The organism is Cupriavidus respiraculi, from assembly GCF_914271545.1.
Classification (GTDB): Bacteria; Pseudomonadota; Gammaproteobacteria; order Burkholderiales; family Burkholderiaceae; genus Cupriavidus; species Cupriavidus respiraculi.
Genome location: NZ_CAJZAH010000003.1, coordinates 315,530 through 341,861 on the forward strand (window position 1 = coordinate 315,530; position 26,332 = coordinate 341,861).

Genomic DNA, 26,332 nt, shown 5'->3' on the forward strand with positions numbered 1-26,332 from the left:
CGGGCCAGGCTATCCCATCCGTCTCCTGCATCATGCACTCATCGTCCCTGAGGCACAGCAACCCGGCCATGCCGGCGCTGCGCCCCATCGCGGCTGCGCTCGCCTGCGCCAGCCTTGTCCTTCCCATGTCCGTGGCGTACGGCCAGTCGACGGCCCCGGCGGCCTCGCTCGCCCCCGTGGTGGTCAGCGCCAGCCGGACCGAACAGAGCATCACCGAAGCGCTGCCTCATACCACCGTGGTGACGCAGCAGGACATCGTCGATTCGCAGGCGCCAGACCTGCGTTCGCTGCTGCGCACGCAGGCCGGCGTGGAGTTCGCCGCCAATGGCGGCATGGGCGCCAACACGAGCCTGTTCATGCGCGGCGCCAACTCGAACCAGACGCTGATCCTGATCGACGGCGTGCGCATCGCCTCGGCCAGCAGCGGCACCGCGCAGCTGGCCAATATCCTGCCGGACGAGATCGACCGTATCGAGGTGGTGCGCGGCAATGTGTCGGCCCTCTACGGCTCCGACGCGATCGGCGGCGTCGTGCAGATCTTCACCAAGAGCGGAGCCGGCAAGCCGCCCGCGGCCAACGCGCAGATCGAATACGGCAGCGACAATACTCGCCAGGGCACGGTCGGCTATGGCGGCCAGGTGGGCGATACCTCGTTCAACGTGACGGGCTCGGTGTTCAAGACCGACGGCTTCTCCGCGGTCAACACGCGCCAGCAGCCGCGCGCCAACCCGAACGACAATCCGTACGAGAACAAGAGCGTATCGGGTCAGCTGAAGCATCGCTTCGCCCCTGGCTGGGATGCCGGCGTTACCGCGTACTACTCGAAGAGCGAGCTGTCCTACGACAGCACCGCCGGCCGGCCGACCGACGAGTGGTGGATGGACAGCGAGCTCTATACGCTGAGCGCCTTTCTCAATGGCAAGCTGACGGACGACTGGAGCACCCATTTCAAGATCGCCCAGAGCGAGGACAGCAGCGAGAACACCCGCAACGGCAACTTCGACAGCCTGTTCAAGACGCGCACGCGCCAGTACACCTGGCAGAACGAATATGCGCTGACCCCGGCGCAACAGCTGCTGTTCGGCGCCGAATACGTGCAGCAGGAGTTCGCCTCCAGCAGCTACCAGGCGCCAAACCGCAACGTGGTGTCGGTGTTCGGCGGCTATGACGCCCGCTTCGGCAAACACCAGCTGCAGCTGAACCTGCGCAACGACCACTACTCGGACTTCGGCGACAAGGGCAGCTATTTCGCCGCCTACGGCTATCACGTGACCAGCGCGCTGAAGCTGATCGCCAACGCCAGCAACGCGTTCCGCGCGCCGACCTTCAACGAGCTGTATTTCCCGGGCTATGGGCAGCCGGGGCTGCAGCCCGAGCGCGCGAAATCGTTCGAGTTCGGCGCGCAGTACGACACCGAGGGCGCGGGCCTGCTGCGCGTGACGGCCTTCCGCACGCGCTACACCAACCTGATCAACTCCGTGCAGCAGGCCAGCGGCCTGTACCTGGCGGAGAACGTCGATCGTGCCAAGGTCGAAGGCATCGAGGCGTCGTGGCGCGCCAGGCTGCTCGGTACCGACGTGGGCGCCAGCGTGACGTTCCAGAACCCGGTCAACGAGCAGAACGGCTCGCAGCTGGTGCGGCGCGCGCGCCGCCATGCGGCGCTCGATATCGGCCGCGATATCGGCAGCTTCCGCGTGGGCGGGCAGTGGATCGTTTCCTCCGAGCGCATCGATACCGGCAACCGCACGCTGGGCGGATACGGTATCGTCAACCTCAACGCCCGCTACAACATCGACAAGCAATGGTTTATCGCCGCCCGCGTGGAGAACGTGTTCGACAAGGACTACCAGCTCGCCTATCCGTACAACACGCAGGGGCGCGCCGGCTTCATCACGCTCGGCTGGCGCCAGCGCTAGGGCGGGTCGCGCGATGACCACCGGCACGATGCATGGGGGCGCGCAGGTGCGGCGTGCCCTCGCCATCTGGTCGGTGCTCGCCGCCGCCGGCGCCGCGGTGTTCCTGCTGTCGCTGGCGGTGGGCAGCGTGGCGCTGACCTGGCCGCAGCTGTGGCAGGCGCTCGGCGGCGCGGGGGCCGACAACATCGATACCGCGGCCGCCATCGTGCGCGAGCTGCGCCTGCCCCGGGCCGCGGCGGCATTCGGCTGCGGCGGCCTGCTGGCGCTCGCCGGCGCGCTGATGCAGGTGCTGCTGCGCAATCCGCTGGCCGAGCCGTATGTGCTGGGCGTGTCGGGCGGGGCGGCCACCGGCGCGCTGACCGCGATGCTGATGATGTGGCCGCTGTGGACGGTGCAGGCCGGCGCAGCCGGCGGCGCCCTGGCGTCGATGGTGCTGGTCGCCACGCTGGCGCGCCGTGACCTGTTGCATCCGCAGGTGCAGGGCGGCCATCATGAGGCCGGCTCGCGGCTGCTGCTGACGGGCGTGATCCTGGCCGCGGGCTGGAGCGCAATCATTACCCTCATTCTGAGCATCGCCCCCGAAGCGCGGCTGCGCGGCATGCTGTTCTGGCTGACCGGCGACCTCGGCGGCACCGCCAGCTACGTGCCGGCGCTCGCCACGCTGGCCGTGGTCGTCGCGCTGGTGATGCCGATGGCGCGCGCCCTCAATGTGATGCTGCTCGGCGAGACGGTCGCGCAGTCCCTGGGCGTGCGCGTGGGCCGCGTGCGGCTGGCCGTCTTCGTGCTCGCGTCGCTCGCCATCGCGGTGGCGATCACCACTGCCGGTTCGGTGGGCTTCGTCGGCCTGGTGGTGCCGCATCTGGTGCGGCTCGCGTGGGGCAACGATCAGCGCATGCTGCTGCCGGCCTCGGCGCTGCTGGGCGGCACGCTGCTGATGCTGGCCGACCTGATCGCCCGCACGGTGATCGCGCCCGCGCAGTTGCCGGTCGGTGTCATCACGGCGCTGCTGGGCGTACCGACCTTTCTTTTCCTGCTGTTGCGGAGGCCGCGATGAACGCGCCGGCCGACTGGGCGACGCCTGCCGTGTCGTGCCCCGAGCTGTCCCTGCGCGGCCTGCGGCTGCAGGCCGGCGCGCGGCGCCTCGTCGACGGACTGGACCTGACGATTCGGGCAGGGCAGCTTTGGTGTGTGGTGGGCCCCAATGGCGTCGGCAAGTCGACACTGATGGCCGTCATGGCCGGGCTGCGCGCGCCGGAAGGCGGCGCCGCACACCTGGACGGCGAGCCACTGGCGCGCCTCGCGCCCGCCGCGCTGGCGCTGCGCCGCGCGTTCTTGCCCCAGGCCGTGCACGACACCTTCTCGATGCGGGTGCGCGACGCGGTCGCGGTGGGCCGCCATCCGCACCTGTCGGGCTGGGGCTGGAGCGGCGGCCGCGACGACGCGGTGGTCGCGGCGGTGACGCGCGAACTCGATCTGGATGCGCTGGCCGAACGCGACGTGCTGAACCTCTCCGGCGGCGAGCGCCAGCGCGTCTCGCTCGCGGCGATGCTGGCGCAACAGGCGCCGCTGATGCTGCTGGACGAGCCGCTGGCCCACCTGGACCTGCGGCACCAGATCATGGTCCTCGAATCGCTGTCGCGCCTGGCGCGCGCCGGCCGCCACGCCATCGTGCTGATCCTGCACGACCTGAACCTCGCGCGGCGCTACGCCACCCATGCCTTGCTGATGAGCGAGGACGCCCACTGCCTGCACGGCCCCGCCGCGCAGGTCCTCACACCGGCGCATTGCTCGCGCGCCCTGCGCACACCCATCGTCAGCGTCAGCGATGGCTTGCATACCGCGCTGGTCGCCAATGGCCCCACCTCCACGGATATCCCAGATGACTGACCCCGACGGCACCCTCCCTTCCGCAGATTCCGAGCGCGACGCGCGCCACAAGGCGCGCATGGCGCGCAAGAAGGAAGTGGTGGACGCCAAGATCGCCGCCGCCCAGGACGAGCGCGGCGTGATCGTGATCACCACCGGCAATGGCAAGGGCAAGTCCAGTTCAGGCTTCGGCATGGTGATACGGGCACTGGGCCACGGCATGCGGGCCGGCGTGGTGCAGTTCATCAAGGGCGCCTTTCCCAGCGGCGAGGAAATGTTCCTGCGCCGCTTCCCCGAGCAGTGCGCCTTTCACGTGATGGGCGAGGGCTATACGTGGGAAACGCAGGACCGCGCGCGCGACGTGGCCAAGGCCGAGGCCGCATGGGAAGTCGCGTGCGGGTTGCTGCGCGATCCCGCCGTCGGGCTGGTGCTGCTGGACGAACTGAATATCGCGCTGAAGCTGCACTATCTCGATGTGGACAAGGTCGTGGCTGACCTGCGCGCGCGCCCGCCGATGCAGCACGTGGTGATCACGGGCCGCGGCGCGCCGCCCGCGCTGATCGAGGCCGCCGACACGGTCACGGAGATGACGCCGGTCAAGCATGCCTTCCAGCAGGGCATCAAGGCGCAGCGCGGCGTGGAGATGTAGCGAGGCGCACGCACGCCACCGCTACACTGCGCCGTCTTCCCGCTCCGAATTACAACGCACGCCGCCATGCAACTTCCGCACATCGCTCCCCTCGATCCCGCCCTGCGCCCCGTGCTGCAGGCCGCCATCGACGACAAGACCAAGCCGCTCGGCGCGCTCGGCCAGCTCGAAGATCTGGCCCTGCGCGTCGGCATGATCCTCGGTACCGCGCAGCCGCGGCTGGAGCGCCCGGCGCTGATCGTGTTCGCCGCCGATCATGGCGTGGCCGATGCGGGCGTGAGCGCCTTTCCTGCCGAGGTCACCGCGCAGATGGTGCTGAACTTCCTGGCCGGCGGCGCGGCGATCAACGTGTTCTCGCGCCAGCACGGGCTCGCGCTGGAAGTGGTCGATGCCGGCGTGCGTACCGCCTTGCCGCCGTCGCCGGGCCTGATCGACTGCCGGATCGGGCCCGGCACGCGCAACTTCGCCGAGGCGCCCGCCATGACGCCCGAGCAGGCGCGCGCGGCGCTTGTCGCTGGCATGGCGCGGGTGGACTGGCACCGCGCGCAGGGCACCAACGTCATCGGCTTCGGCGAGATGGGCATTGCCAATACGTCAGCGGCGGCGTGCCTGGCCAGCCGGCTCGCGGGCATCCCGCTGGACCAGTGCATCGGCCGCGGCACCGGCCTGGACGATGCCGGCCTCGAGCGCAAGCACGCCGTGCTCGCACGGGCGATGGCGCGCCATGCCGATGCGACGGCGCCGCTCGATGCGCTGGCGGCGCTGGGCGGCTTCGAGATCGCGATGATGGCCGGAGCCTTCCTGGCTGCCGCGGCCAGCCGCATGGTGATCCTCGTCGACGGCTTTATCGCGTCGGCCGCGCTGCTGGTCGCGCAACGGCTCGATGCGCGCGTGCTCGACTATTGCGTGTTCTCGCATTGCTCGCACGAACACGGCCACCGGGCCCTGCTGGCGCATTTCGAGGCCCGGCCGCTGCTCGCGCTGGACCTGCGCCTGGGCGAGGGCTCCGGTGCGGCGCTGGCCTATCCGCTGGTGGCCTCCGCGGCCGCCTTCCTGCGCGAGATGGCCACGTTCAGCAGGGCCGGCGTCAGCACGGCATCGGCATGAGCGACCACGACCGCGGCATGCGCGAGCGGGGCCACCGCGCGTTGGACGAGCTGCGCTATTTCCTGACCGCGGTGGGCTATTTCACCCGCGTGCCGGTCCCGCGCTGGGTCGGCTTCGCGCCGCACTACCTGCATGCCGCGGCGCGGTATTTCCCGCTCGTCGGTTTCTTCGTCGGCGCCGCCGCGGCGCTGGTCACGCTTGCCGCGTGGCTGTTCTGGCCGCCGGGTGTGGCCGTCGCGCTCGGCATGATTGCCACGCTGCTGCTGACCGGTGCCTTCCACGAGGACGGCCTGGCCGACTGCGTCGATGCCTTCGGCGGTGCGTGGCAGCGCGAGGACGTGCTGCGGATCATGCACGACTCGCGCGTCGGCGCGTTCGGCGCCATCGCGCTGGTGATGGCGCTGCTGCTCAAATGGCAGCTGTTGCTGACGATCGCGGGCCGTGGCAGCCTGCGCGAAGTGGTGCTGGTGCTGATCGCCGCCCATGCGGCCAGCCGGGCGATGGCCGTGTCGTATCTGGCGGTGCTCGACTATGTGCGCGCCGAAGGCAAGGCCAAGCCGGTGGCGCAGCGCCTGTCCGCGGGCGGCCTCGCGCTGGTGGCGGCCTTCGGGGTGCTGCCGCTGGTGGCGGTGTCGCCCTGGTTCGCCGTGGCCACCGTGGCCGCGCTTGTCGCGCTGTGGCTCGCGCTGGGGCGCTATTTCGTGCGCCGCATCGGCGGATATACCGGGGACTGCCTGGGCATGGCGCAGCAACTGGCGGAACTGCTGATCTATCTGGTGGCGGCGGCATGGATGTGGTCCTGATCCGCCATGCGCGGCCCGAGGTTGCGGATGGACTCTGCTATGGCAGGCTGGACGCCCCGCTGGTGCAGCCGGTCTGGCCAGCGCCGGCGCGCATGCTCGCCGCGGCCGGTACGGCCACCCCGGACCGCATCGTCGCCAGCACCGCGGCGCGGGCACGCGACACCGCGCGCCTGTTGGCGAACGCGCTGGCCGATGCGCGGGCGGGCACCTCTCGCGTGCCCCCCGTGCAAACCGATGCCCGCCTGTGCGAGCTGGACTTCGGCGCGTGGGAAGGGCTCGCCTGGGATGCCGTGCCGCGGGAACAACTGGACGCGTGGGCGGCGGACCTGCTCGGCGCCCGTCCGCATGGCGGCGAGTCGGCCGCGCAAGGCATGGCCCGCATCGGCGAATGGGCCGATGCGCTGCCGGCCGCGTCGGCGCAATGTCTCTGGGTGGTCGGGCATGCCGGCCCGATCCGCATGCTGGCCGCGCACTGGCTCGGCATTCCGCTGGCGGTGACCACCGGGTGGCGCCTCGGCTGGGGCGCGACCTGCGGCTTTCGGCTGGGCGGCCATGCGCCGCAGATGCTGTGGTGGAACCGCGAGGGCTGAAGCGGCGCCGCTGAGGCGCGGCGCGATCGACCCGCTCAGCGCGCCGGCCGCCTGCCGCGCGCGACTTCCAGGTCCTGGCAGATGCGTTGCGCGCCCAGCACCGCGCGCGGTCCCGCGCGGTTGACCAGATCCCCGTCGATGCTGAACAGGTTGCCGCGCGCCACCGCCGTCATCTGCTTCCAGCGCTCCCACATGGCGAAGTCCGGCAGCGGCCGGTCCGAGCGCGTGGCGCCCATGCTGGGCGTGAGCAGCACCTCGGGATTGCCCGCCACCACCGCCTCCACCGACACCGTCGGCACCAGCAGCGATTCGTTGGAGAACAGATTGCGCCCGCCGCACAGCGCCAGCATGTCGCTGACCAGATGCTGGCCGTTGAGCGTCATCAGCGGTTGCTGCCATACCTGGTAGAACACCGTCACCGGCGCGCGTCCGGCGTAGCTGGCCCGCAGCGCGGCCACCTCGCCGCGGAAGGACTGCGCGGCCCTGCGTGCCGGCTCTTCCGTGCCGGTCAGCGTGCCCAGCTTCTCGATGTTTTCGGCGATGGCCTCCAGCTTGCGCGGTTCGCTGAGGAACAGCGGCAGGCCCAGCGCGCGCAGCCGGTCGGTCTGCTTCTGCGCGTTGCCGTGGCGCCAGACCACGATCAGGTCGGGCTTGAGCGCGGCGATGCGTTCGAGGTCCAGCGCCTTGTTGTCGCCCACGCGCGGAATCTCGCGCGCCGCGGGCGGGTAGTCGCTATAGGCCACGGTGCCCACGATGCGGTCGCCCGCGCCCGCGGCGTACAGCATCTCGGTGACATGGGGCGCCAGCGACACGATGCGGCGCGCCGGCTGCGGCAGCGTGATGGTCTGGCCGGCATCGTCGATCACGGAGACCGCCGCGTGGGCGCCGCCGGATGCGGTGGCGCCGGCAAGGGCGAGGGCGAGGGCTGTCAGCAGGGACTGGAAGGCGGACGACGGCGTGCGCGCGGTGGGCATCGGGGGCATTCAGGAGGGTTGCGAAGGAAGGGAATCGAGGGCGCCGGCCAGCGCGTCGGCGAGGCGGCGCCAGGCGTCATCGCTGTCGGGCGGCAGGCCAAGACGCAGGCTGGGCACGCCGACCTCGTCCGCCACGGGCGGCGCGTCGAACAGGCGCGTCCATACGCCGGCGTGCGCCAGCGCCTCGTGCAGCGCCGGCGCCTGCGGGTGCTGCACCCAGGCGAACAAGGGTTGCATGACAGGCGCCAGGCCATGGTCGCGCAGCAGGGCGCCCAGGCGGGTGCTGCAAGCATGCAAGCGCGCCCTTGTGGCTTGCTGCCAGCCGGTATCGGCCAGCGCGATACGTGCCACCGCGCGGGCCGGGCCGGACACCGTCCAGTGCCCCAGCCGCTGCGCCAGCTCGCCAAGCAACGGCGGCGCGGCCAGCACGAAGCCGCAGCGCACGCCCGCGAGGCCATAGAACTTGCCCAGCGAGCGCAGCACCACGAGCCCGTCCAGCATGCTGTGCGCCGCCAGCGACGCGTCCGGCGCGCAGTCGGCGAAGGCTTCGTCGACCAGCAGCGTGCCGCCGCGCGCGGCTAGCCGGCGATGGCAGTCGAGCAGGGCCGGCGCCGGCAATTCGCGCCCGGTGGGATTGTTGGGGTTGACCACGACCAGATGGTCCAGATCGTCGGCCAAGCCGCTCAGCCGCTGCGGCGCGAAGTCGCGTTCGGCCAGCGGCACGACGCAATGGCCGGACGCGGCGAAGGCCGGGGCATATTCGCTGTATCCGAGCGTGGCGACGCCCACGCGGCCGGGCGCCAGCAGCGCTGGCAGGGTGCGGATCGCGGCCTGCGAGCCGGCCACCGGCAGGGCCCGCGCGGCGCCGTAGGACAGCGCCGCGATCTCGGCCAGGCCGTCGTCCTCTTCGGGCAGGCGCTGCCATGCCGCCGCGGGCAGCGCGGGCACGGGATAGCCTTCCGGGTTGATGCCGGTGGACAGGTCCAGCCAGCCCTCGACGGGGCGGCCATACCGGCGTACGGCCGCGAGCAGGTTGCCGCCGTGGCGGATCGGAGCGTTCATCGTGGAAGCGAGGGATTCAGAGCGGCAGGCGGGCCAGTTGTGCCACCAGGGCGGCCAGCGCGAGCACCGCGAGCCAGAGCCACAGCGTGCGATGCACCAGCCGCAGGCAAGCGAGGATGTCGGCCGCGCCCGGCGCGCTACCCATGCCCAGCGGCGGCCGGTCTTCCCATTCGCCGTGATAGCGGGCCCGCCCGCCCAGCGCGACGCCCACCGCGCCCGCGCCCGCGGCCATCACGGGACCCGCGTTCGGACTGGACCACAGCGGCGCCTGTTCGCGCCAGCAGCGCATGGCCTGCGCGGTGGAGCCCAGCGCCGCGTAGGACAGCGCGGTCAGCCGGGCAGGGATCACGTTCAGCAGATCGTCCAGGCGCGCCGCCGCCCAGCCGAAATGCAGCAGGCGCGGCGTGCGGTAGCCCCACATCGCATCGAGCGTATTGGCGAGCCGGTAGGCGACCACCGCGGGCGCGCCCCCGACGGCGAACCAGAACAGCGCGCCGAACACCGCGTCGTTGCCGTTTTCCAGCGCGGACTCGCAGGCCGCGCGGGCCAGCGCCTGCGCATCGGCGTCCGCGGTGTCGCGCGAGACGATGCGCGCGGTGAGCTCGCGCGCGCGAGCCAGGTCGCCGCGCATCAGCGCGGCTGCAATCGGTTCGATATGCTGGGTCAGGCTGCGGGCGCCCAGCGCCAGGTACAGCGCCACGGCGTGAAGCATCCAGGCGAGCGCGGGGTGCACCGTGCCGGCCGCATGCACCAGCCAGGCGGCCAGCGCGGCCGGCGCCAGCACCAGCGCGCTCCAGCCGAGCACGCCGGCGGTGCGTTGCAGCGCGACCGGGCGGGCCTGCGCGCGCGGCGCGTTGAGCCGCCGCTCCACGGCCGCGGCGATGCGGCCGAAGCCCACCAGCGGATGCCAGCGGCGCGGCTCGCCGAGCCAGCGGTCCAGCAGCACGCCGGCCAGCGCGGCGCTCGCGCAGGCCGTCCACGACAGCGTCATCATGCGAAGTCGGGGCCCTTGACGGGTACCGGTATGCCCGCGACCAGCAGGCGCACGCAGTCAGCGGCCGCGGCCAGCTTCTGGTTCAGGCGGCCGAGCTCGTCCACGTAGAAGCGCGTGATATTGCCCATGGGCACCACGCCGAAGCCGATTTCGTTGGACACGAGGATCACATGGCCGGGCACCGTGGGCAGTGCCGTCAGCAACGCGTCGATCTCCTCGGTAAAGGCCGGTGGCGGCGTGATCAGGCCGTGTTCCGGATAGTCGCGGCCTTCGGTGAAGATCAGGTTGTTCAGCCACAGCGTGACGCAGTCCACCAGCACGCAGCCGTTATGGCGGGCGTTGGCATAGATGGCGTCGGCCAGGTGCACGGGCTCCTCCACCAGATGCCATTCGGCGGGGCGGCGCGCGCGGTGCAGGGCGATGCGCAGCTGCATTTCCTCGTCGGCCTGGTCGGCGTCGTACGCCGTGGCGATATAGGTGACGGGCCCGCCCGTGGCCGCGGCATAGTCGGTGGCGAGCTGCTCGGCGAAATGGCTCTTGCCGGATCGCGCCCCGCCCAGCACCAGCGTCAGCAGCCGCGCCGGAGCATCCGCGACGGGTTGCGGGGCCGGCTTGGCTTGCGCGGTCGGCGCGCCGGGCAGGGTGGTATCGGTGTCGGGGGCCGTGGATTCCATCCGGCTATTGTAGCGGCCGAGCCATATCGCGCCAGCCTGCATTGCGGGGCGGGTGCGATAATCCCGCGATGCGAAACGAAGCCAACGACACAATGCCGCGCGTCCCGGCCGATGCGGCGCCAGCCGCCCGCCTGCCCGCCCTGCGCGGAACGCTGATGGTGCAGGGCACCACGTCGGATGCGGGCAAAAGCACCGTGGTCGCGGGCTTGTGCCGGATCCTCGCGCGCGCCGGTATCGCGGTGGCGCCCTTCAAGCCGCAGAACATGGCGCTGAACAGCGCGGTCACCGCCGACGGCGGCGAGATCGGCCGGGCCCAGGCGCTGCAGGCGCAGGCCGCGCGGCTCGCGCCGCATACCGACATGAATCCCGTGCTGCTCAAGCCCAGCAGCGACACCGGCGCCCAGATCATCATCCACGGCCGGGCGCGGCTGGACCTGGACGCACGCGCCTATCACGCCTACAAGCCCGTGGCGATGCAGGCGGTGCTGGCCTCGCACGCGCGGCTGTCGGCCGCCTACGACGTGGTGATGGTGGAAGGCGCCGGCAGCCCGGCCGAGATCAACCTGCGCAAGCGCGATATCGCCAACATGGGGTTCGCCGAGGCGGTGGACTGCCCCGTGGTGCTCGTCGCCGATATCGACCGGGGCGGCGTGTTCGCCCATCTGGTCGGCACGCTGGACTGCCTGTCGGAATCGGAGCGCCGGCGCGTGCGCGGCTTCATCATCAACCGCTTCCGCGGCGACATGGCGTTGCTGCAGCCGGGGCTGGACTGGCTCGTGGCGCGCACCGGCAAGCCGGTGCTGGGCGTGCTGCCCTATCTGCATGGGCTGCATCTGGATGCCGAGGACGCCATCGTCGGCACGCAGACGCGCGCGCAGGGCGCCGCGGGCGAGCCGCTGCGCGTGATCGTGCCCGTGCTGCCGCGCATTTCCAACCATACCGATTTCGATGCGCTGCGGGCGCATCCCGCGGTGGACTTGCGCTTCGTCGGCCCTGGCGCGCCGATTCCGCCCGCGGACCTGATCGTGCTGCCGGGCAGCAAAAGCGTGCGCTCGGACCTCGCCTTCCTGAGGGAGCAGGGCTGGGAGGCGGCGATCCGCCGCCATCTGCGCTATGGCGGCAAGGTGATCGGCATCTGCGGCGGCATGCAGATGCTGGGCCGCACCGTCGCCGATCCCGACGGCCGCGAGGGTGCCGCCGGCACCAGCGCAGGGTTGGGTCTGCTGGACTTCGACACCGTGCTGGCCCCGGACAAGCAGCTGCGACAGGTGAGCGGCCGCCTGGCGCCGGACACCGGCGGCGAGGCTGCCGTGTCGGGCTATGAGATCCATATGGGCGTGACGAGCGGGCCGGCGCTGGCGCATCCCGCGCTGCGGCTCTCCGATGGGCGCGACGACGGCGCACTGTCCGCCGACGGGCAGGTGATGGCGACCTATGTGCACGGCCTGTTCGACCAGCCCGAGGCCTGCGGTGCGCTGCTGCGCTGGGCGGGCCTGGCGGGCGCCGCCGGCGTCGACCTGGCGGCGCTGCGCGAGGCGTCCATCGAGCGGCTTGCCGATACGCTCACGGCGCACCTGGATCTGGAGGCCCTGTTCGCGCCGCTGCACTCGCAGCCGCGCTGACGCCCGCTGGTCAGGCTCCGGAGCAGCGCGCCGCGAGGGCGGGAACGTCCGGCCATACCACGCGCCGGACGGTGACCACTACGCCGGCGGGCGCGAAGGCGTCGTCGAACGGCGCCGATTCGATGCCGCCCATGCGGCCGTAGAAAGCGCGTGCCAGGGCGTTGCCCTCCAGCACATAGAGAAACAGCGGTTGTCCCGGCGCGAGGGCTTGGGCGCGCTGCGCACAATGCGCGAGCAGGCGTTTGCCCAGGCCATGGCCATGAAATGCCGGCAGCACGTGCAGGTTGTCCAGATACACGCCGTGTTCGGGCTCCGCCAGCGGCATCAGGCAGGCAAATCCGGCCAGTTCGCCGCCGACCAGCGCAAGGGTTGCCTCCAGCGGGCCTTCCGCGCCGCGCATGCGCGCTTCCCATGTGGCCAGCCGTTCGGCTGCCGCCCCGGCATCCAGGAAAGCGTCGGGCAACTGCCCCCGGTAGCTGGCCCGCCAACTGGCCGCATGCAGACGGGCGATACGGGCTGCATCCTGCGGGGCGGCGGAGACAAGTTCGACGTTGGGGGCCATGCGGGTTGGCAAGGAACGGGGACGCGCCATTGTGCCCGGCATCGCGCGGTGGCACCAGGGCGGTGCGGCGCCGCGGGACTGACACATCGCTGCTGGTAAACTGCGGGCTTTCCCGCTTATCCGGCGAGGCATCGGGCCAGACGGCGCCGGGGCCGCGGTTCCTCGCTCGCTCCCCTCACATGGTCACCGGCCGCCTGCGCCTCGTCCTCGTCAAGCTCCATCTGTATATCGGCCTGTGGTTCGGTGCGCTTTTCGTGCTGCTTGGACTGACCGGTACGGTCATCGCATGGCGCGAGGAACTGGACGCGGCGTTGAACCCGGCGCTGCTGGTGGCCGAGGCGCCGGTGCCGCTGCCGGTGTCGCCGGCGCTGGCCAAGGCCGTCACCGACAAGCTGGTGGCCGACCCGCACTACGGCCGCCCCAAGCTGTTGACCCTGCCGCTGGCCGAGCGCGAAGTCTTCGTCGCCTGGTATCCGCTCAAGGAGCCTGGCGCGCCCGCCGGCCGCTCGCGCCAGGTCATGGTCGACCCCGCTACGCTTGCCATCAAGGGCGAGCGCGTGTGGGGCGAGCCGGGGCTGTCGCGGCCGCTGCTGATGCCGACCCTCTTCCACCTGCACCACTACCTGCTGGCCGGCGATAGCGGCAAGACGCTGCTGGGCATCGCCGGCATGCTGCTGCTCGTGACCGTGCTGGCCGGCATCGTGCTGTGGTGGCCCAAGGCGCGCGCCAAGTCGGTGGGCCTGGCGTTTCGCATCGGCTTCGGCGGTTCGTGGTCGCGGCTGAACTATTCGGCGCATCGCACGCTGGGGCTGTTCGCCGCGCCCGTGCTCGCCACCATCGCGTTCTCGGGCTGGTATCTGAATCTGCCGAAATGGGTGACGCCGCTGGTGAGCAGCGTGCTGACGGTGTCGCCACCGGGCAAGCCGCAGTCGGCCCCGCCGCAGCCGGGCGCGCGCCAGCTCGACGTGGCGCAGGCCATGCGCGCGGCGCAGGCGGCCTATCCCGCCGCGACGGTCAGCCGGGTCAGTTTCCCGCGCAGGGCCGACGACGTGTTCGAGATACGGCTGCGTCAGCCGGGCGAGGTCAGGCAGGGAAGCGGCGCCACGCGCCTGTGGCTCGATGCCTATACGGGCATGCGGCTTGGCGCCCGCGATCCGATGACGGCGCCGGCCGGCGATACGCTGCTGAACTGGCTGTACCCGCTGCACACCGGCGAAGCCTTCGGCCTGCCGGGGCGCGCCTGCATTTCGGTGTTCGGCGTGGCGCCGCTGCTGTTCGCGGTAACCGGGCTGCTGATCTGGTTCAAGCGCCGCCGCGGCCATCGCCGCCACGTGGAAAAGACGCTGCAGCGATCGCTGCGGCGGACGCGGGCGCGCAAGGGCTGAAGCGCGCCCGGTCGTCGGTGCGCCGCGCGGCCGCAGCCGCGCGGGCGCGGTGCGGCCTAAATCTCGAGGTTGTCGATCAGGCGCGTGGCGCCGAGCCGCGCGGCGGTCAGCACCACCAGCGGCTCGCCGGCGACCAGTTCGTCGCGCGTGGGCGCCTGCAGGTTGCTGCGCTTGCGGATCGACACATAGTCGGGCTTCCAGCCACGGGCGCGCAGCGCGTCCACGGCGCCGGCTTCCACCGCCGTCAGTTCCGTGCTCGCCGCATTCGCGGACAGCACGGTGTCGCGCACCTGGTGCAGCGTCTGGTACAGCACCGGCGCCTCGGCCCGCTCGGCCGGGGACAGGTAGCGGTTGCGCGAGGACAGCGCCAGGCCGTCGTCGGCGCGGATGGTCTCGGCCGGCACGATGTCGATGGGCAGCGAGAACTGGTTGACCATGCGGCGCACGATCATCAACTGCTGGTAGTCCTTCTTGCCGAACACCGCCACCCGGGGCTGGGCGCAGCAGAACAGCTTCATCACCACCGTGCACACGCCGTTGAAGAACCCGGGGCGGAATTCGCCTTCGAGGATGTCGCCCAGGTCGTGCGGCGGCTCCACGCGGTATTCCTGCGGCTCCGGATACATGTCGCGCTCGGTGGGCGCAAACAGCACGTACACGCCTTCCTTCTGCAGCTTGTCGATATCCTCCTGCAGCGTGCGCGGATACTTGTCGAAGTCCTCGTTCGGGCCGAACTGCAGCCGGTTGACGAAGATGGACGCCACGACCGGATCGCCATGCTGGCGCGCCAGGCGCATCAGCGACAGATGGCCCTCGTGCAGGTTGCCCATGGTCGGTACGAAGGCCACGCGGTTCTGCCCGCGCAACTGGTCCCGCAACTCATGGATGGAGGAAATGACTTTCATGAATGGGTGTGCTGTCGTGGTAGGAGAGACCCGGCGGTGAACGCTCACCAGGAGGAGCCGGTCTGGCGCCGGCTGTCGGCGGATTGTAGTTCAACTGGCGACGCGCGGCCGGAGCCACGTCGTGCGGTAGCGCTCAGTTCGGCGTGTAGGCGAGGCGGACGTAGACCGGCGCATAGGGCTCGGCCTGGGTGATCTCCACCAAGGATTCGCGCGAGAGCTCGAGCATGGCGATGAAGTTGACCACCACGACGGGCACACCCTTGCCGGAGCGGATGGCGTCCTCGAACAGCTCGGTGAATTCCATGAAGCGCGCGTGCTGCAGGCGGCGCAGGATCTGGCTCATATGCTCGCGCACCGACAGCTCCTCGCGCGAGATCTTGTGGTGCTGGTTCAGCTTCGCCCGCTTCAGCACGTCGGCCCACGCCGCCTGCAGGTCCACCACTTCCACGTCGGGGAAGCGCTGCACCAGGCTCTGCTCGATATAGACCTGCGCACGCAGGAAGTCGCGGCCAAGCTGCGGCACCTGCTCGATGCGCTGCGCGGCGAGCTTCATCTGCTCGTATTCCAGCAGCCGGCGTACCAGTTCGGCCCGCGGGTCCTCGGCTTCCTCGCCGCTGTCCGCCTTCTTGACCGGCAGCAGCATGCGCGACTTGATCTCGATCAGCATGGCCGCCATCAGCAGGTACTCGGCGGCCAGTTCGAGATTGGTCTTGCGGATCTCGTCGACGTAGGCCAGGTACTGGCGGGTGACCTGGGCCATCGGGATGTCCAGGACGTTGAAGTTCTGCTTGCGGATCAGATAGAGCAGCAGGTCCAGCGGCCCCTCGAAGGCTTCGAGAAAGATCTCCAGCGCATCGGGCGGGATATACAGGTCCTGCGGCAGCTTGAACAGCGGCTCGCCGTACAGGCGCGCGAATGCCATGCCATCGACGATGGCCGGGCTGGCGTCCATGCCGGGGGCCACGCTGGGCAGCTCGACCGCCAGCGTGAGCTTTTCCTGCTCGCTCTGATTCATGCTCGGGTTGCCGGACGGCGTTGTGCCGGGAGGGCTGGCTGCAAGGGCGCCTTAATCCAGCGAGTAGACGTAGGGCTTCTGGGCGACGCGCGAGGCTTCCGCGCGCTGGCGCTCGTCCAGGTCGATCGGGGCCTTGTCCCACAGCAGGGCACGGCCCTGGCGCTGTTCCGCTTCCAGCGCGGGGCGTTCTTGCTTCAGCGCCTTGAGGAACTGGGTCAGATCGGATTCGTAGGTGGCCATGGCAACGGGAACGTTAGTCGGTTGAAAAACTGCCGCGATTCTACCGTATCGGCAGGGGGGTCCGGCGCCCGGGCCGGCTCCTTGCGCCGGCAAAATCGCCTTGCCGGCCGCAGGCTGTGGTCAAATAGCGACTTTGCTCCATCAGCAACGACCGGATGAGAATCCAATTGGAGACCAAGCGCTCGTCGCGCCAGGGCAGTCCGGTGCCTGGCGGATCGCCGGGGGCGCCGGCGTGGCAGTTGCCGCGCCTCCATGGCCAGCGCTGGCTGGCCGCCGCGTTGCTGTGGGCGATCCTCGCGCTGTTGCCGGCCGCGCCCGCGCTGGCCACCTACAAGGTCCGCGTCGAGGCCCCCGAGGCGCTGCAGGACATGCTGGAGACGCATCTGGACATCGCGCGTTTCAGGGAGCGTGCCGATCTGTCCGACGACCAGTTCAACTTCATGGTGGAAACGGTGGGCGACCAGGTGCGCGCGCTGTCCGCCACCGAAGGCTGGTTCGACCCCCAGACCACCGTGCGGGTGGAGGGCGAGGGCGATGGCCGGATCGTGTATGTCAGCGTCGATGCCGGCGCGCGGACCCTGATCCGCAATGTCGACGTCGACGTCACCGGTCCCGCCGCCACGCAAGCGCCCGAACAGGTGGCCGCGGTGCGCGAGAACTGGGGGCTGCCGCCCGAGCGCCCCTTTCGCCAGGCCGACTGGGACAAGGCCAAGGACGACGCGCTGGTGGCGCTGCAGAGCACGTCCTACTACGGCGCGACACTGGCGCGCTCGCAGGCGCGCATCGAGCCCGACGAGCGCGCGGCCGACCTGACGGCCCGTTACGCCAGCGGTCCTGCCTACGTGCTCGGTCCGCTGCAGGTGAACGGCACGCGGCGCTATCCCGAGCAGATCATCCGCAACGTCAATCCGCTGGCGATCGGCGAGGCCTACCACGTCGAACGGCTGCTGGAGCTTCAGCGCGCGGTCCAGAACCAGCCTTACTTCTCCAATGTGCAGGTCGAGCTGGGGGAGCCGGTGGCGACGGAGGTGCCCGACACGGTAATCGCGCCGGTCAACGTGCAGGTGCGCGAATATCCCACCCACCGGGTCACGTCGGGCGTGGGGTACAGCACGGACACCGGCGCCCAGGTCGAGGGCCGCTATTCCTACCTGAACATGTTCAATCGCGCCTGGGTCTTCGACTCGCAGGCCCGCATCGCGCAAAGCCGCCAGTATCTGTTCGCCGAACTGGCGATGCCGCCGGACAGCAAGACCTACCGCAACAGCGTCTACACCAGCTACGACCGCACCATCGATATCGAAAGCACCGATATCACCAGCTGGCGCGCGGGCCTGAAGCGCTCGCGCTCGCGCGAGAAGTACGACACCACGCTGTCGCTGGACTACTACTACGACCATCTGCAGCCCTTCGGCGAACCAGAGCAGCTCAGCCGCGCGCTGGTGCCGGCCTATTCCTGGACGCGCCGGGACGTCGACAACCCGGTGTTTCCGCGCCGCGGCAACGTCATCAACACGCAGCTGGGCGTGGCCATGAAGGGCCTGCTGACCGACCAGACCTTCTTCCGCGCCTATGGCCGGATCCGCCAGTTCATCCCGGTGCGCAAGCGGGACCTGATCGTTGCCCGCCTGGAACTGGGCGCCGACTTCACCACCGGCAGCGCCGAGAAGATTCCCGCCTCGCTGCGCTTTCGCGCCGGCGGTACCGACTCGATCCGGGGCTATGGCTTTCAGTCCATCGGCACGCGCAAGGGTGCGAGCGTCCTCCCCGCCAAGTACCTGGGCACGGCCAGCCTCGAATACCAGTACTGGTTCAAGCCCGACTGGGGCGCCGCGGTGTTCTGGGACACCGGCACCGCGACCGACAACCTGGACGGCGTGAAGCTCTATCACGGCGTCGGCGTCGGCGCGCGCTGGCGCAGTCCGGTCGGTCCGGTCCAGCTCGATGTCGGCTATGGCATCCAGGACCGCAAGATTCGTCCGCATATTTCGCTGGGGGTGGCATTCTGATGCACGGGACCGCTTCGCCGCCGCGGACGCCGGGATCGCCGCCCCCCATCGCCACGCGCATGCCGTCATGAGCCTGCAGGACATTCCCCCCGTTCCCGCCCAGGGCAGCGAACCGCCGCCGGAGCGCCGCGCGCGCTGGCCCCGGGTGCTGGCGTGGTTGGTGGGCGCGCTGCTGCTGCTCGTCGTGACGTTGGTGGTGGTGGTCGTGCTGGCACTGCGCACCGAGACCGGTACGCGCCAGTTGTGGTCCATCGCAACCCGGCTCTCGGCCGGCGCGCTGTCCGGCACCTTCGACGGCGGCACGGTCGCCAACGGGCTGCGGCTGCGCGATGTGGTCTTCGCGCAGGGCGACATGCGCGTGGCGGTCGACCGCCTCGACGGCAAATGGACGATGGGGCTGGGCATCGGGGACGGGCCGGCACGGCTGCATGTGGCCTGGCTGCGGCTGGGCAATGTCGACGTCCGCCTGCCGGCATCGGAGCCCCAGCCCGACAAGGCGCCGGCCACGATGCCCGATTCGCTGCGGCTGCCGCTGGCCATCGACGTGGATTCGCTGACCGTGCAGCGGCTGTCGCTGGTGCAGGGGCCTTCGGTGACCGCGAGCCCGCTGGTGTTTTCCGACCTTGCCGCCGCGCTGCATTCGGACGGCGAGCGGCATCGCCTGAGCATCGACAATCTGCAGACGCCCTACGGCAAGCTGCGGGCCAATGCGCAGATCGCCGGGCAGGCGCCGTTTCCGCTGTCGGCCGAGGCCCTGCTGAGCGGCGACTGGCAGGAGCAGTCCTTCACCGTCAATGCCACCGCGCGTGGCGCGCTGGAAGCCGTGCGCGTCGAAGCGGAAATCAGCGGCGACCCGATGCGCGCGCGCGCCAACGCCGACGTGACACCGTTCGGCCAGGTGCCCTTCACCCGCCTGCAGGTCCAGGGCGAGCGCATCGATCCGCGCGCCTTCGTGCCCACCGCGCCACAGGCCAGTCTGTCCGTGCAGGCGGACCTGCGGCCGGTGACGCCCGCCGGCGGTGCGGCGGGCCCGCTCACGGTGGCGGGCGATGTCAGCGTCCGCAACCATGAGGCCGGTCCGCTGGATGCCGAGCGGCTGCCCGTGGAATCGGTGCGGGCCCATGTGGAACTGAGCGAGGGCGCGCAGTCGGTGCGCGATCTGGTGGTGCAACTGCCCGCGCGGCGCGGCGTCCGGGGCGATCCGCAGGGCGAGGTCCGTGGCAGCGGCGCGCTGCGCGATGGCCGCGGCGGCTTCGATCTGGACGTGCGCCGGCTGGATCCGCAGGCCATCCATGGCGCGCTGCGCAGCGTCAAGCTGTCGGGGCCGGTCATCGTGCGGCTGGAGCCCGGCCGGCAGAGCGTGGCGCTGGATGTGGCCGGCGGCGAATGGAAGCTGTTCGCCGATGCCCGCATCGATCCGGACAACGTGACGCTGGCCGCGCTGCGCGCCAGCGTGGGCCCCGGCACGCTGCACGCCGAAGGCAAGCTCGGGCTCAGGGAGCAGCAGGCATTCAGCTTCAAGGGCAAGCTGACCAACCTGGACCCGGCGCGGCTGGCCGAGGTGGCCAGGGGCCGGATCAACGCCGACTTCACGGCCTCGGGCACGCTGGCCGGCGAGCCGCGCGTGGCGGTGGACTTCGGTATCCAGGACAGCGAGTACGCCGGGCTGCCGATGACCGGCGCGGGCAAGGTGCGGCTGGCCGGCCAGCGGCTGCTGCCGAGCGAGGCGACCGTGTCGATGGCCGGCAACCGCGCCGACGTGCGCGGCAGCTTCGGTGCGCCGGGCGACCGGTTGCGGCTGGTCGTGGACGCGCCGCAACTGGACCGGCTCAAGTTTGGCGTCGGCGGCATGCTGAGCATCAACGCCGACATCGCCGGCACGCTGCAGCGTCCCCAGGTGACGGGCGACTACGAGGCCCGCTCGCTGGTGATCGGCCCCCACCGCGTCGCCAGCGCCAGCGGCCGCGCGGAGATGCGCGGCGGCCTGCAGGGACCGCTGCTGCTGCGCCTGGCGGCGCGCGACTATCGCGGGCCGCTCGCGACGCTGCGCACGCTGGACGTCAGCCTGGACGGCACGCAGGCGGCCCACACCTTCGATGTCAAGGGCGTCGGCCAGCTGCGCCAGCGGCCGCTGAACCTGACGCTGGCCGGGCGGGGCGGTTGGGACGGCAGCCGCTGGAGCGGCACCATCGACACGCTGGAGGAGCGTGGCAACCTGAGCGTGCGGCTGCTGGCGCCGATGCAGCTGTCGGCCAACGCGCAGCGCGTCACGCTGGGCGCGACGCGGCTGATGGTCGAGCGCGCCACGCTGCGGATCGACAGCCTGGACTGGAATGCCGGGCGCATCCGCACCGCCGGAGCGCTGGACGGGCTGCAAGTCGCCCATGTGCTGGAAATGGTCCGCACCTTCACCGGGGAGGCACCGCCGGTGCGCTCTGACCTCGTCATCGACGGGCGCTGGGACCTGAATCTCGCCGAGACCGCCGGCGGGTTTGCGGAACTGCGCCGGCGCAGCGGCGATCTGTCGGTCCAGGCCGGACGCGGCTACACCGCGCTGGGTCTGGGCGAGACCGCGCTGCGCGCGGACGCTGCCGGCGGGCGGGTCAATCTGCGCGGCGGCGTGGTGTCGACGCGCTTTGGCGCGATATCGGTGGACGCCTTCGCCGGACTGGTGGTCCAGCAGGGCCTGCAGACGGTGGGCCCCGCTTCGACGCTGGGTGGCAAGGTTTCGCTCGATATTCCGCGCGTCGAAGCGCTGGAAGCGCTGATGGGGCCGCAGTACGGCTTCGACGGCCGGCTGGCCGCAGCGCTGCAGCTGGCCGGCACGGTCGCCGAGCCGCTGCTGACGGGGTCCATCAATGGCGATGCCCTGTCGGTCACCCTGTACGACCAGGGCATACGCTTGACCGACGGCATCGTGCGCATCGCGCTGGACCGCAACCTGATTCAGCTGCGGCAGGTGGAATTCCGCGGTGGCGACGGCAGGCTGACCGCGACCGGCGACATCCGCCTCGGCGGCGGCGATCCGAACCTCAGCGCCACCATCGTCGCCGACAAGCTGCAGCTGTTCGCCAGCCCCGAACGCACGCTGGTGCTGTCGGGGCAGGCCCGCATCGCCAGCGAGGCGGAGCAACTGGCGATTCGCGGCAAGTTCCGCGTGGACCGCGGGCTGTTCGATCTGCCCCGGGAAAGCGCGCCGGTGCTGGGCGACGATGTGGTGGTGGTGCGCCGCAGCGACCAGCGCGAGGTCAAGACCGCCGGCTCCGATACCGAGGAGCCGCAGCCGGCCAGCCGCTTCAGCCCCGTCATCGACGTCACGGTGGACCTGGGCAGCAATTTCCGCTTCAAGGGCGCTGGCGCCGACCTGCGGCTGGCCGGGGAGATCGGCGTCAACAGCGCGCCGCTCACGCCGATGCGGGCCACCGGCACCGTGCGCGTGGTGGACGGCACCTACGAAGCCTTCGGGCGCAGGCTCACCATCACGCGCGGCATCGTCCATTTCAACGGGCCGCTGAACAACCCGAACATCAATATCCGGGCGATGCGGCTGAACCAGGAAGTCGAAGCGGGCGTGGAGGTGACGGGCACCGTGCGGCTGCCGCGCGTGCGGCTGGTGTCCGAGCCCAACGTGCCGGACGAGGACAAGCTCTCGTGGCTCATGTTCGGCTACGGTGCCGAAGGCTCGGGCATGGGCCAGCAGGCGCTGAGCGGGTCGGCGCTCGGCGGCGCCGCGCTGGGCATGCTGGGCACGCGCGCCGGCAAGGGCGTGGTGCAGCGTTTCGGCATCGACGAATTCTCGATCGGCCCCAGCACCGCCGGTCTGAACGAGCAGCAGGTCGTCAGCGTGGGCAAGGCGCTGACCGAGAAGATCTCGGTGGGCTACGAGCAGAGCCTGACCTCGGCGTCGAACGTGGTCAAGGTGACCTGGGCCTTCTCGCGCCGCTGGTCGCTGCTCGCCAAGGGCGGCTCGATCAACGGCCTGTCGGTATTGTTCAATCGCCGTTTCGACGACTGGAGCGCGCTGTTCGGCGGCCGCTCCGGGCGTCGCGACGATAACCGGAGCCAGCAGGATGGGCGCACTGACAACCCTACAACGGGCACTTCATCGGGCAACGCGGCGGGCGATCCCCAGAACGGCACCGTGCCGGCCCCCGGTGCCACCGAGGCCATCCGGCGCTGACGGCGCCACGGCCCGCCGCCTTGCCGCCATGGGATTGCTATCCACCGTCCTCGCGCTGTTCGGCTGCGACCAGCAGAAGGTCGAACAGACCATGAAGAAAGCCGGCGACACCGCGCGCGCGGTATGGCAGTCGGTGCAACCCGACAGCATGCTGTTCCAGGGCATCGAGACCGGCGTGTCGACCGAGGAGGACGTGCGCCGCCAGGCCGGCCGGCCGGAAATCGTCTGGGAAGAGGAGGGCGGCGGCCGCCGCCTGGAGTATCCGCGCGGGCCGGAAGGCGCGACAACGTGGATGGTGACCATTGCCCCCGACGGCAAGGTGGCCGCCATCGAGCAGGTGCTCACCGCGGCCAACTTCGCCCGCGTGCGCGCCGGCATGAGCCAGGACGATATCCGGCGCCTGCTCGGCAAGCCGACCAGCATCCAGGCGTTCGCGCTGAAGAAGGAAGAGGTGTGGGGTTACCGCTGGTGGGAAAGCTCGCAGGACAAGGCGTTCTTCAATGTCCATTTCGATGCGGGCGGACGGGTCACGCATACCTCGCGCAGCGACGACCCGTCGAAGATGCAGGGCGGCTAGCCTCGCGCGCCCCGGGGCGGTCCCGGGGCGCGGCCGGCCTCAGCGGATGCGCATGCCGGGCACGGCGCCGGTGTGCGGCTCCAGGATGTACAGGCCCGGCGCGGCCTTCTCGTCCGCGGCGGACGCGGCCAGTACCATCCCCTCCGACACGCCGAACTTCATCTTGCGCGGCGCGAGGTTGGCCACCACCACGGTCAGCTTGCCGGTGAGCTGCTCGGGCGTATAGGCCGACTGGATGCCGGAGAACACATTGCGCGTGCGGCCTTCGCCCAGGTCCAGCGTCAGTTGCAGCAGCTTGTTCGAGCCCTCCACCTTGCGGCATTCCACGATCTTTGCCACGCGCAGGTCGACCTTGGCGAAATCGTCGATGGTGATCGTGTCGGCGATCGGCTCGATGGCGGACTCCGCCGCGCCGCCTTGCGTGGCCGCCGGGGCCGCGGCCTGCAGGGAATCGCGGTTGGCGGCCAGCAGCGCCTCGATCTGCTTGGCATCGACGCGCGTCATCAGGTGCGAGTACGGGCGGATCGGGCGCGCGGCGCTCAGTTGCGTATCGATGGCGCGCCAGTCCAGCGGCTCCACGTTCAGGAACGACTCGACGCCGGCGGCCATGTTCGGTACCACCGGCTTCAGATAGACCGTCAGCAGGCGGAAGGCCTCCAGCGACACCGAGCAGGCGGCGTGCAGCGCGGCGCGCTTGCTCTCGTCCTTGGCCAGTTCCCACGGCTTCTGCGTGTCGACGAAGGCGTTCACCGCGTCGGTCAGCTCCATCACCTGGCGCAGCGCCTTGCTGTATTCGCGGCCTTCGTACAACTGCGCGATCTGCGGCGCGGCCTGACGCAGCTGCTCCAGCAGCGGGTGCGCCAGCGCGGCCTCATCGACGACGCCATCGAAGCGCTTGACCAAGAAGCCCGCCGCGCGGCTGGCGATGTTGACGTACTTGCCGACCAGGTCGCTGTTGACGCGCGAGATGAAGTCATCGAGGTTCAGGTCGAGGTCTTCCATGCTCGCGTTGAGCTTGGCAGCGAAGTAGTAGCGCAGCCATTCCGGGTTCATGCCGGTGTCGATATAGCTCTGGGCGGTGATGAAGGTGCCGCGCGACTTGCTCATCTTGGCGCCGTCCACGGTCAGGAAGCCGTGGGCGAAGACGTTGGTGGGCGTGCGGTAGCCCGAGAAGCGCAGCATGGCCGGCCAGAAGAGCGTGTGGAAGTACAGGATGTCCTTGCCGATGAAGTGGTACTGCTCGGCGGTCGAATGCGGGCCCACCCAGGCGTCGAAGTCGATGCCCTTGCGCGTGCACAGGTTCTGGAAGCTGGCGTAGTAGCCGATCGGGGCGTCCAGCCAGACATAGAAGAACTTGCCCGGCGCGCCGGGGATCTCGAAACCGAAATACGGCGCGTCGCGCGAGATATCCCAGTCCGACAGGGTCGACGCTTCGCCGTCGCCGCCCAGCCACTCCTGCATCTTGTTGGTGGCCTCGGGCTGGGCCAGGTCCGCCACCCACTCGCGCAGGAAGCTCTCGCAGCGCGGATCGGACAGCTTGAAGAAATAGTGGGTCGACGACTTGCGCACTGGCGCCGCGCCGGACACGACCGAATACGGGTTCTTCAGGTCGGTCGGAGCGTAGGTGGTGCCGCACACCTCGCACGAATCGCCGTACTGGTCCTTGGCGCCGCACTTGGGACATTCGCCCTTGATGAAGCGGTCCGGGAGGAACATGTTCTTGACCGGATCGTAGAACTGCTCGACGTCGCGCTCGGCGATCAGGTCCTCGGCCTTCAGCGCGAGGTAGATCTTTTCGCACAGCGCGCGGTTTTCCTCGGCGTCGGTGCTGTAGTAGTTGTCGAACGACACGAGGAAGCTGTCGAAATCGCGCTTGTGCTCGGCCCACACGCGGTCGATCAGCTGCTTGGGCGTGATGCCTTCCTTCTCCGCGCGCAGCATCACCGGCGTGCCATGGGTATCGTCGGCGCCCACGTAGTACACCTCGTTGCCCATCATGCGCTGGAAACGCACCCAGATATCGGTCTGGATGTACTCGACCAGATGGCCGATATGGATCTGGCCGTTGGCGTAGGGCAGGGCGGATGTGACGAGAATGCGGCGTGCTGTCATGAGGGGAAGCCGGTCGGGAGCGAAGGGGTTCGGGCGCCGGACACGGATGCCCGACACCGAAAAACCGCCATTTTAACAAGCGACACGCGGAATACGCCTCCGCGGTGCGCGAGGCGCGGCCTGCACGCGCACAGGAACGCGGCAAACGGCGGGCAAAAAAAAGCGCCGGTCAGAGCCGGCGCAGCTTTCCACAACGGAAAAGGAGGAGAAATCAGGTACCGCCCGGGAGGTCAGCCACCCATCGCGAGCCAGCAACGGTGGCAAGCGGTACCTGTTTCTATGACCGGGCTACCCCGAAATTGGTTTCAAATAAATTTCGACCCGGCGATTTTGCGCGCGTCCGGCCTCGGTGGCGTTGTCCGCGATCGGCTGCGACTGGCCGCGGCCTTCGGCCGTCAGGCGGGATTTTGCGACGCCGTGGTCACCCAGATAGGTCGACACGCTCTGGGCGCGGCGCTGGGACAGCTGCATGTTGTAGCTGGGGTTGCCGGTGCTGTCGGTGTGGCCGACGATCGTGGCATTCACGTCCTGGTGCTGGGTCAGCGTCTGCGAGACCTGGTCCAGCACGGTGCGGAACGAAGGCTTGATGGTGGCGCTGTCGGTATCGAAGGTCACCTGGCTGGGGATGTTGACCTTCAGCGAGCCGTCCGGCTGCTCGGTGATCTGCGTGCCCGTGCCGGCGGTATCCTTGCTCAGCTTGCCGCGGATGGCGTTCCAGTTGTAGCCGGCCGCGCCGCCCGCCGCGGCGCCAACCGCCGCGCCGACCAGGGTACCGGTCGTGTTGCCGCCAATGAGATTGCCCAGTCCCGCGCCAACCGCGGCGCCGACGCCGGTGCCGACCGCGGTCTGGGTTCCCTGTTCGGTGGCGCAGCCCGCTGCGAAGGCTGCCACAATGGCCAGGCTGACAAGCTTGAATTTCATGCTTTCTCCTTTTGACGAATGTTCTTTGCCGGGGCGGCCCTGCGGGCGGAAGCGGCGCCAGCGCCGCAAAACCGCGTGCTTGGCGGTGCCCCGGAAGCAAGGCCTGCCGCCGTGCGGCGGCTCCCGTTCGAAGGCGACCTACAATATGGACATGCTGCGGCGTGCACAA

The 26,332-nt window shown here is 70.2% G+C and carries 22 protein-coding genes; 12 read left to right on the plus strand and 10 right to left on the minus strand.

Translation table 11 applies throughout. The features are described 5' to 3' along the window. Nucleotides 1–32: 32 nt before the first annotated feature. The 7 genes from LDO27_RS16560 to LDO27_RS16590 all read left to right on the plus strand — a co-directional run bounded on the left by LDO27_RS16560 (nucleotide 33) and on the right by LDO27_RS16590 (nucleotide 6,931). Complete coding sequence (locus LDO27_RS16560; RefSeq protein ID WP_224042819.1) at nucleotides 33–1,916, plus strand: TonB-dependent receptor domain-containing protein; 1,884 nt, start codon at nucleotides 33–35, stop codon at nucleotides 1,914–1,916. Nucleotides 1,917–1,929: 13 nt separating this feature from the next. Then, the gene (locus tag LDO27_RS16565; RefSeq protein ID WP_224042821.1) at nucleotides 1,930–2,970 is read left to right on the plus strand and encodes a FecCD family ABC transporter permease; all 1,041 of its coding nucleotides are present in this window, start codon (nucleotides 1,930–1,932) and stop codon (nucleotides 2,968–2,970) included. After that, nucleotides 2,967–3,803: an ABC transporter ATP-binding protein gene (locus tag LDO27_RS16570; RefSeq protein ID WP_224042823.1), complete on the plus strand. Its 837-nt coding sequence runs from the start codon at nucleotides 2,967–2,969 to the stop codon at nucleotides 3,801–3,803. Before LDO27_RS16565 ends, LDO27_RS16570 begins: the two co-directional genes overlap by 4 nt. After that, nucleotides 3,796–4,431 (plus strand): cob(I)yrinic acid a,c-diamide adenosyltransferase, encoded by a 636-nt coding sequence (gene cobO, locus LDO27_RS16575; RefSeq protein WP_224042825.1) that lies wholly within the window; start codon nucleotides 3,796–3,798, stop codon nucleotides 4,429–4,431. The genes LDO27_RS16570 and cobO overlap by 8 nt, the downstream gene beginning before the upstream one ends. Before the next feature lie 66 nt (nucleotides 4,432–4,497). Further along, on the plus strand, nucleotides 4,498–5,538 hold the full coding sequence (gene cobT, locus LDO27_RS16580) for a nicotinate-nucleotide--dimethylbenzimidazole phosphoribosyltransferase (RefSeq protein ID WP_224042826.1): 1,041 nt from the start codon (nucleotides 4,498–4,500) through the stop codon (nucleotides 5,536–5,538). Further along, nucleotides 5,535–6,341, plus strand: a complete 807-nt coding sequence (locus LDO27_RS16585) for an adenosylcobinamide-GDP ribazoletransferase (RefSeq protein WP_224042828.1) — start codon at nucleotides 5,535–5,537, stop codon at nucleotides 6,339–6,341. Before cobT ends, LDO27_RS16585 begins: the two co-directional genes overlap by 4 nt. Beyond that, complete coding sequence (locus LDO27_RS16590) at nucleotides 6,326–6,931, plus strand: histidine phosphatase family protein (protein ID WP_224042830.1); 606 nt, start codon at nucleotides 6,326–6,328, stop codon at nucleotides 6,929–6,931. The genes LDO27_RS16585 and LDO27_RS16590 overlap by 16 nt, the downstream gene beginning before the upstream one ends. A gap of 35 nt (nucleotides 6,932–6,966) precedes the next feature. On the opposite strand, the gene LDO27_RS16595 is transcribed toward LDO27_RS16590, so the two are convergent. Genes LDO27_RS16595 through cobU form a run of 4 tightly spaced genes read right to left on the minus strand, consistent with a single transcriptional unit; the run spans nucleotide 6,967 to nucleotide 10,635 of the window. After that, nucleotides 6,967–7,905 (minus strand): cobalamin-binding protein, encoded by a 939-nt coding sequence (locus LDO27_RS16595; RefSeq protein WP_377747525.1) that lies wholly within the window; start codon nucleotides 7,903–7,905, stop codon nucleotides 6,967–6,969. A 9-nt stretch (nucleotides 7,906–7,914) separates the two neighbouring features. Continuing rightward, a complete protein-coding gene (gene cobD, locus LDO27_RS16600; RefSeq protein ID WP_224042833.1) occupies nucleotides 7,915–8,967 on the minus strand; it encodes a threonine-phosphate decarboxylase CobD in 1,053 nt (350 codons plus the stop codon). Nucleotides 8,968–8,983: 16 nt separating this feature from the next. Then, on the minus strand, nucleotides 8,984–9,961 hold the full coding sequence (gene cbiB, locus LDO27_RS16605; RefSeq protein ID WP_224042835.1) for an adenosylcobinamide-phosphate synthase CbiB: 978 nt from the start codon (nucleotides 9,959–9,961) through the stop codon (nucleotides 8,984–8,986). Beyond that, nucleotides 9,958–10,635 carry a bifunctional adenosylcobinamide kinase/adenosylcobinamide-phosphate guanylyltransferase gene (gene cobU, locus LDO27_RS16610; RefSeq protein WP_224042837.1) on the minus strand — a complete coding sequence of 226 codons (678 nt, stop codon included), beginning with the start codon at nucleotides 10,633–10,635 and terminating at the stop codon, nucleotides 9,958–9,960. Before cobU ends, cbiB begins: the two co-directional genes overlap by 4 nt. Before the next feature lie 92 nt (nucleotides 10,636–10,727). Between cobU and LDO27_RS16615 the strand changes: the two genes are divergently transcribed. Further along, nucleotides 10,728–12,257: a cobyric acid synthase gene (locus tag LDO27_RS16615; RefSeq protein WP_224042839.1), complete on the plus strand. Its 1,530-nt coding sequence runs from the start codon at nucleotides 10,728–10,730 to the stop codon at nucleotides 12,255–12,257. A gap of 10 nt (nucleotides 12,258–12,267) precedes the next feature. Here LDO27_RS16615 and LDO27_RS16620 read toward each other — a convergent pair whose 3' ends face one another. Then, on the minus strand, nucleotides 12,268–12,819 hold the full coding sequence (locus tag LDO27_RS16620; RefSeq protein ID WP_224042840.1) for a GNAT family N-acetyltransferase: 552 nt from the start codon (nucleotides 12,817–12,819) through the stop codon (nucleotides 12,268–12,270). Between the two features lie 179 nt (nucleotides 12,820–12,998). On the opposite strand from LDO27_RS16620, the gene LDO27_RS16625 reads away from it, so the two are divergent. Further along, complete coding sequence (locus tag LDO27_RS16625) at nucleotides 12,999–14,204, plus strand: PepSY-associated TM helix domain-containing protein (protein ID WP_224042843.1); 1,206 nt, start codon at nucleotides 12,999–13,001, stop codon at nucleotides 14,202–14,204. Between the two features lie 56 nt (nucleotides 14,205–14,260). Here the strand turns inward: LDO27_RS16625 and panC are convergent, their stop codons facing one another. From panC to LDO27_RS16640, 3 genes are all read right to left on the minus strand, one after another. Continuing rightward, complete coding sequence (panC, locus tag LDO27_RS16630) at nucleotides 14,261–15,109, minus strand: pantoate--beta-alanine ligase (RefSeq protein ID WP_224042844.1); 849 nt, start codon at nucleotides 15,107–15,109, stop codon at nucleotides 14,261–14,263. 133 nt (nucleotides 15,110–15,242) lie between these two features. Further along, nucleotides 15,243–16,124, minus strand: coding sequence for a segregation and condensation protein A (locus tag LDO27_RS16635; protein WP_222208077.1), 882 nt, complete (start codon nucleotides 16,122–16,124; stop codon nucleotides 15,243–15,245). Nucleotides 16,125–16,175: 51 nt separating this feature from the next. Further along, nucleotides 16,176–16,364, minus strand: coding sequence for a DUF3460 family protein (locus LDO27_RS16640; protein ID WP_222208075.1), 189 nt, complete (start codon nucleotides 16,362–16,364; stop codon nucleotides 16,176–16,178). A 155-nt stretch (nucleotides 16,365–16,519) separates the two neighbouring features. On the opposite strand from LDO27_RS16640, the gene LDO27_RS16645 reads away from it, so the two are divergent. The 3 genes from LDO27_RS16645 (at nucleotide 16,520) to bamE (ending at nucleotide 23,130) form a co-directional block, all read left to right on the plus strand. After that, nucleotides 16,520–18,373: an autotransporter assembly complex protein TamA gene (locus LDO27_RS16645; protein WP_224042846.1), complete on the plus strand. Its 1,854-nt coding sequence runs from the start codon at nucleotides 16,520–16,522 to the stop codon at nucleotides 18,371–18,373. Between the two features lie 67 nt (nucleotides 18,374–18,440). Continuing rightward, a complete protein-coding gene (locus tag LDO27_RS16650) occupies nucleotides 18,441–22,553 on the plus strand; it encodes a translocation/assembly module TamB domain-containing protein (protein ID WP_224042848.1) in 4,113 nt (1,370 codons plus the stop codon). Nucleotides 22,554–22,581: 28 nt separating this feature from the next. Next, complete coding sequence (gene bamE / locus LDO27_RS16655) at nucleotides 22,582–23,130, plus strand: outer membrane protein assembly factor BamE domain-containing protein (RefSeq protein ID WP_224042849.1); 549 nt, start codon at nucleotides 22,582–22,584, stop codon at nucleotides 23,128–23,130. A 39-nt stretch (nucleotides 23,131–23,169) separates the two neighbouring features. Here the strand turns inward: bamE and metG are convergent, their stop codons facing one another. Next, nucleotides 23,170–25,242, minus strand: a complete 2,073-nt coding sequence (gene metG, locus LDO27_RS16660; protein WP_224042851.1) for a methionine--tRNA ligase — start codon at nucleotides 25,240–25,242, stop codon at nucleotides 23,170–23,172. Between the two features lie 288 nt (nucleotides 25,243–25,530). Then, nucleotides 25,531–26,163, minus strand: coding sequence for an OmpA family protein (locus tag LDO27_RS16665; protein ID WP_222208065.1), 633 nt, complete (start codon nucleotides 26,161–26,163; stop codon nucleotides 25,531–25,533). Nucleotides 26,164–26,332: the final 169 nt, after the last annotated feature.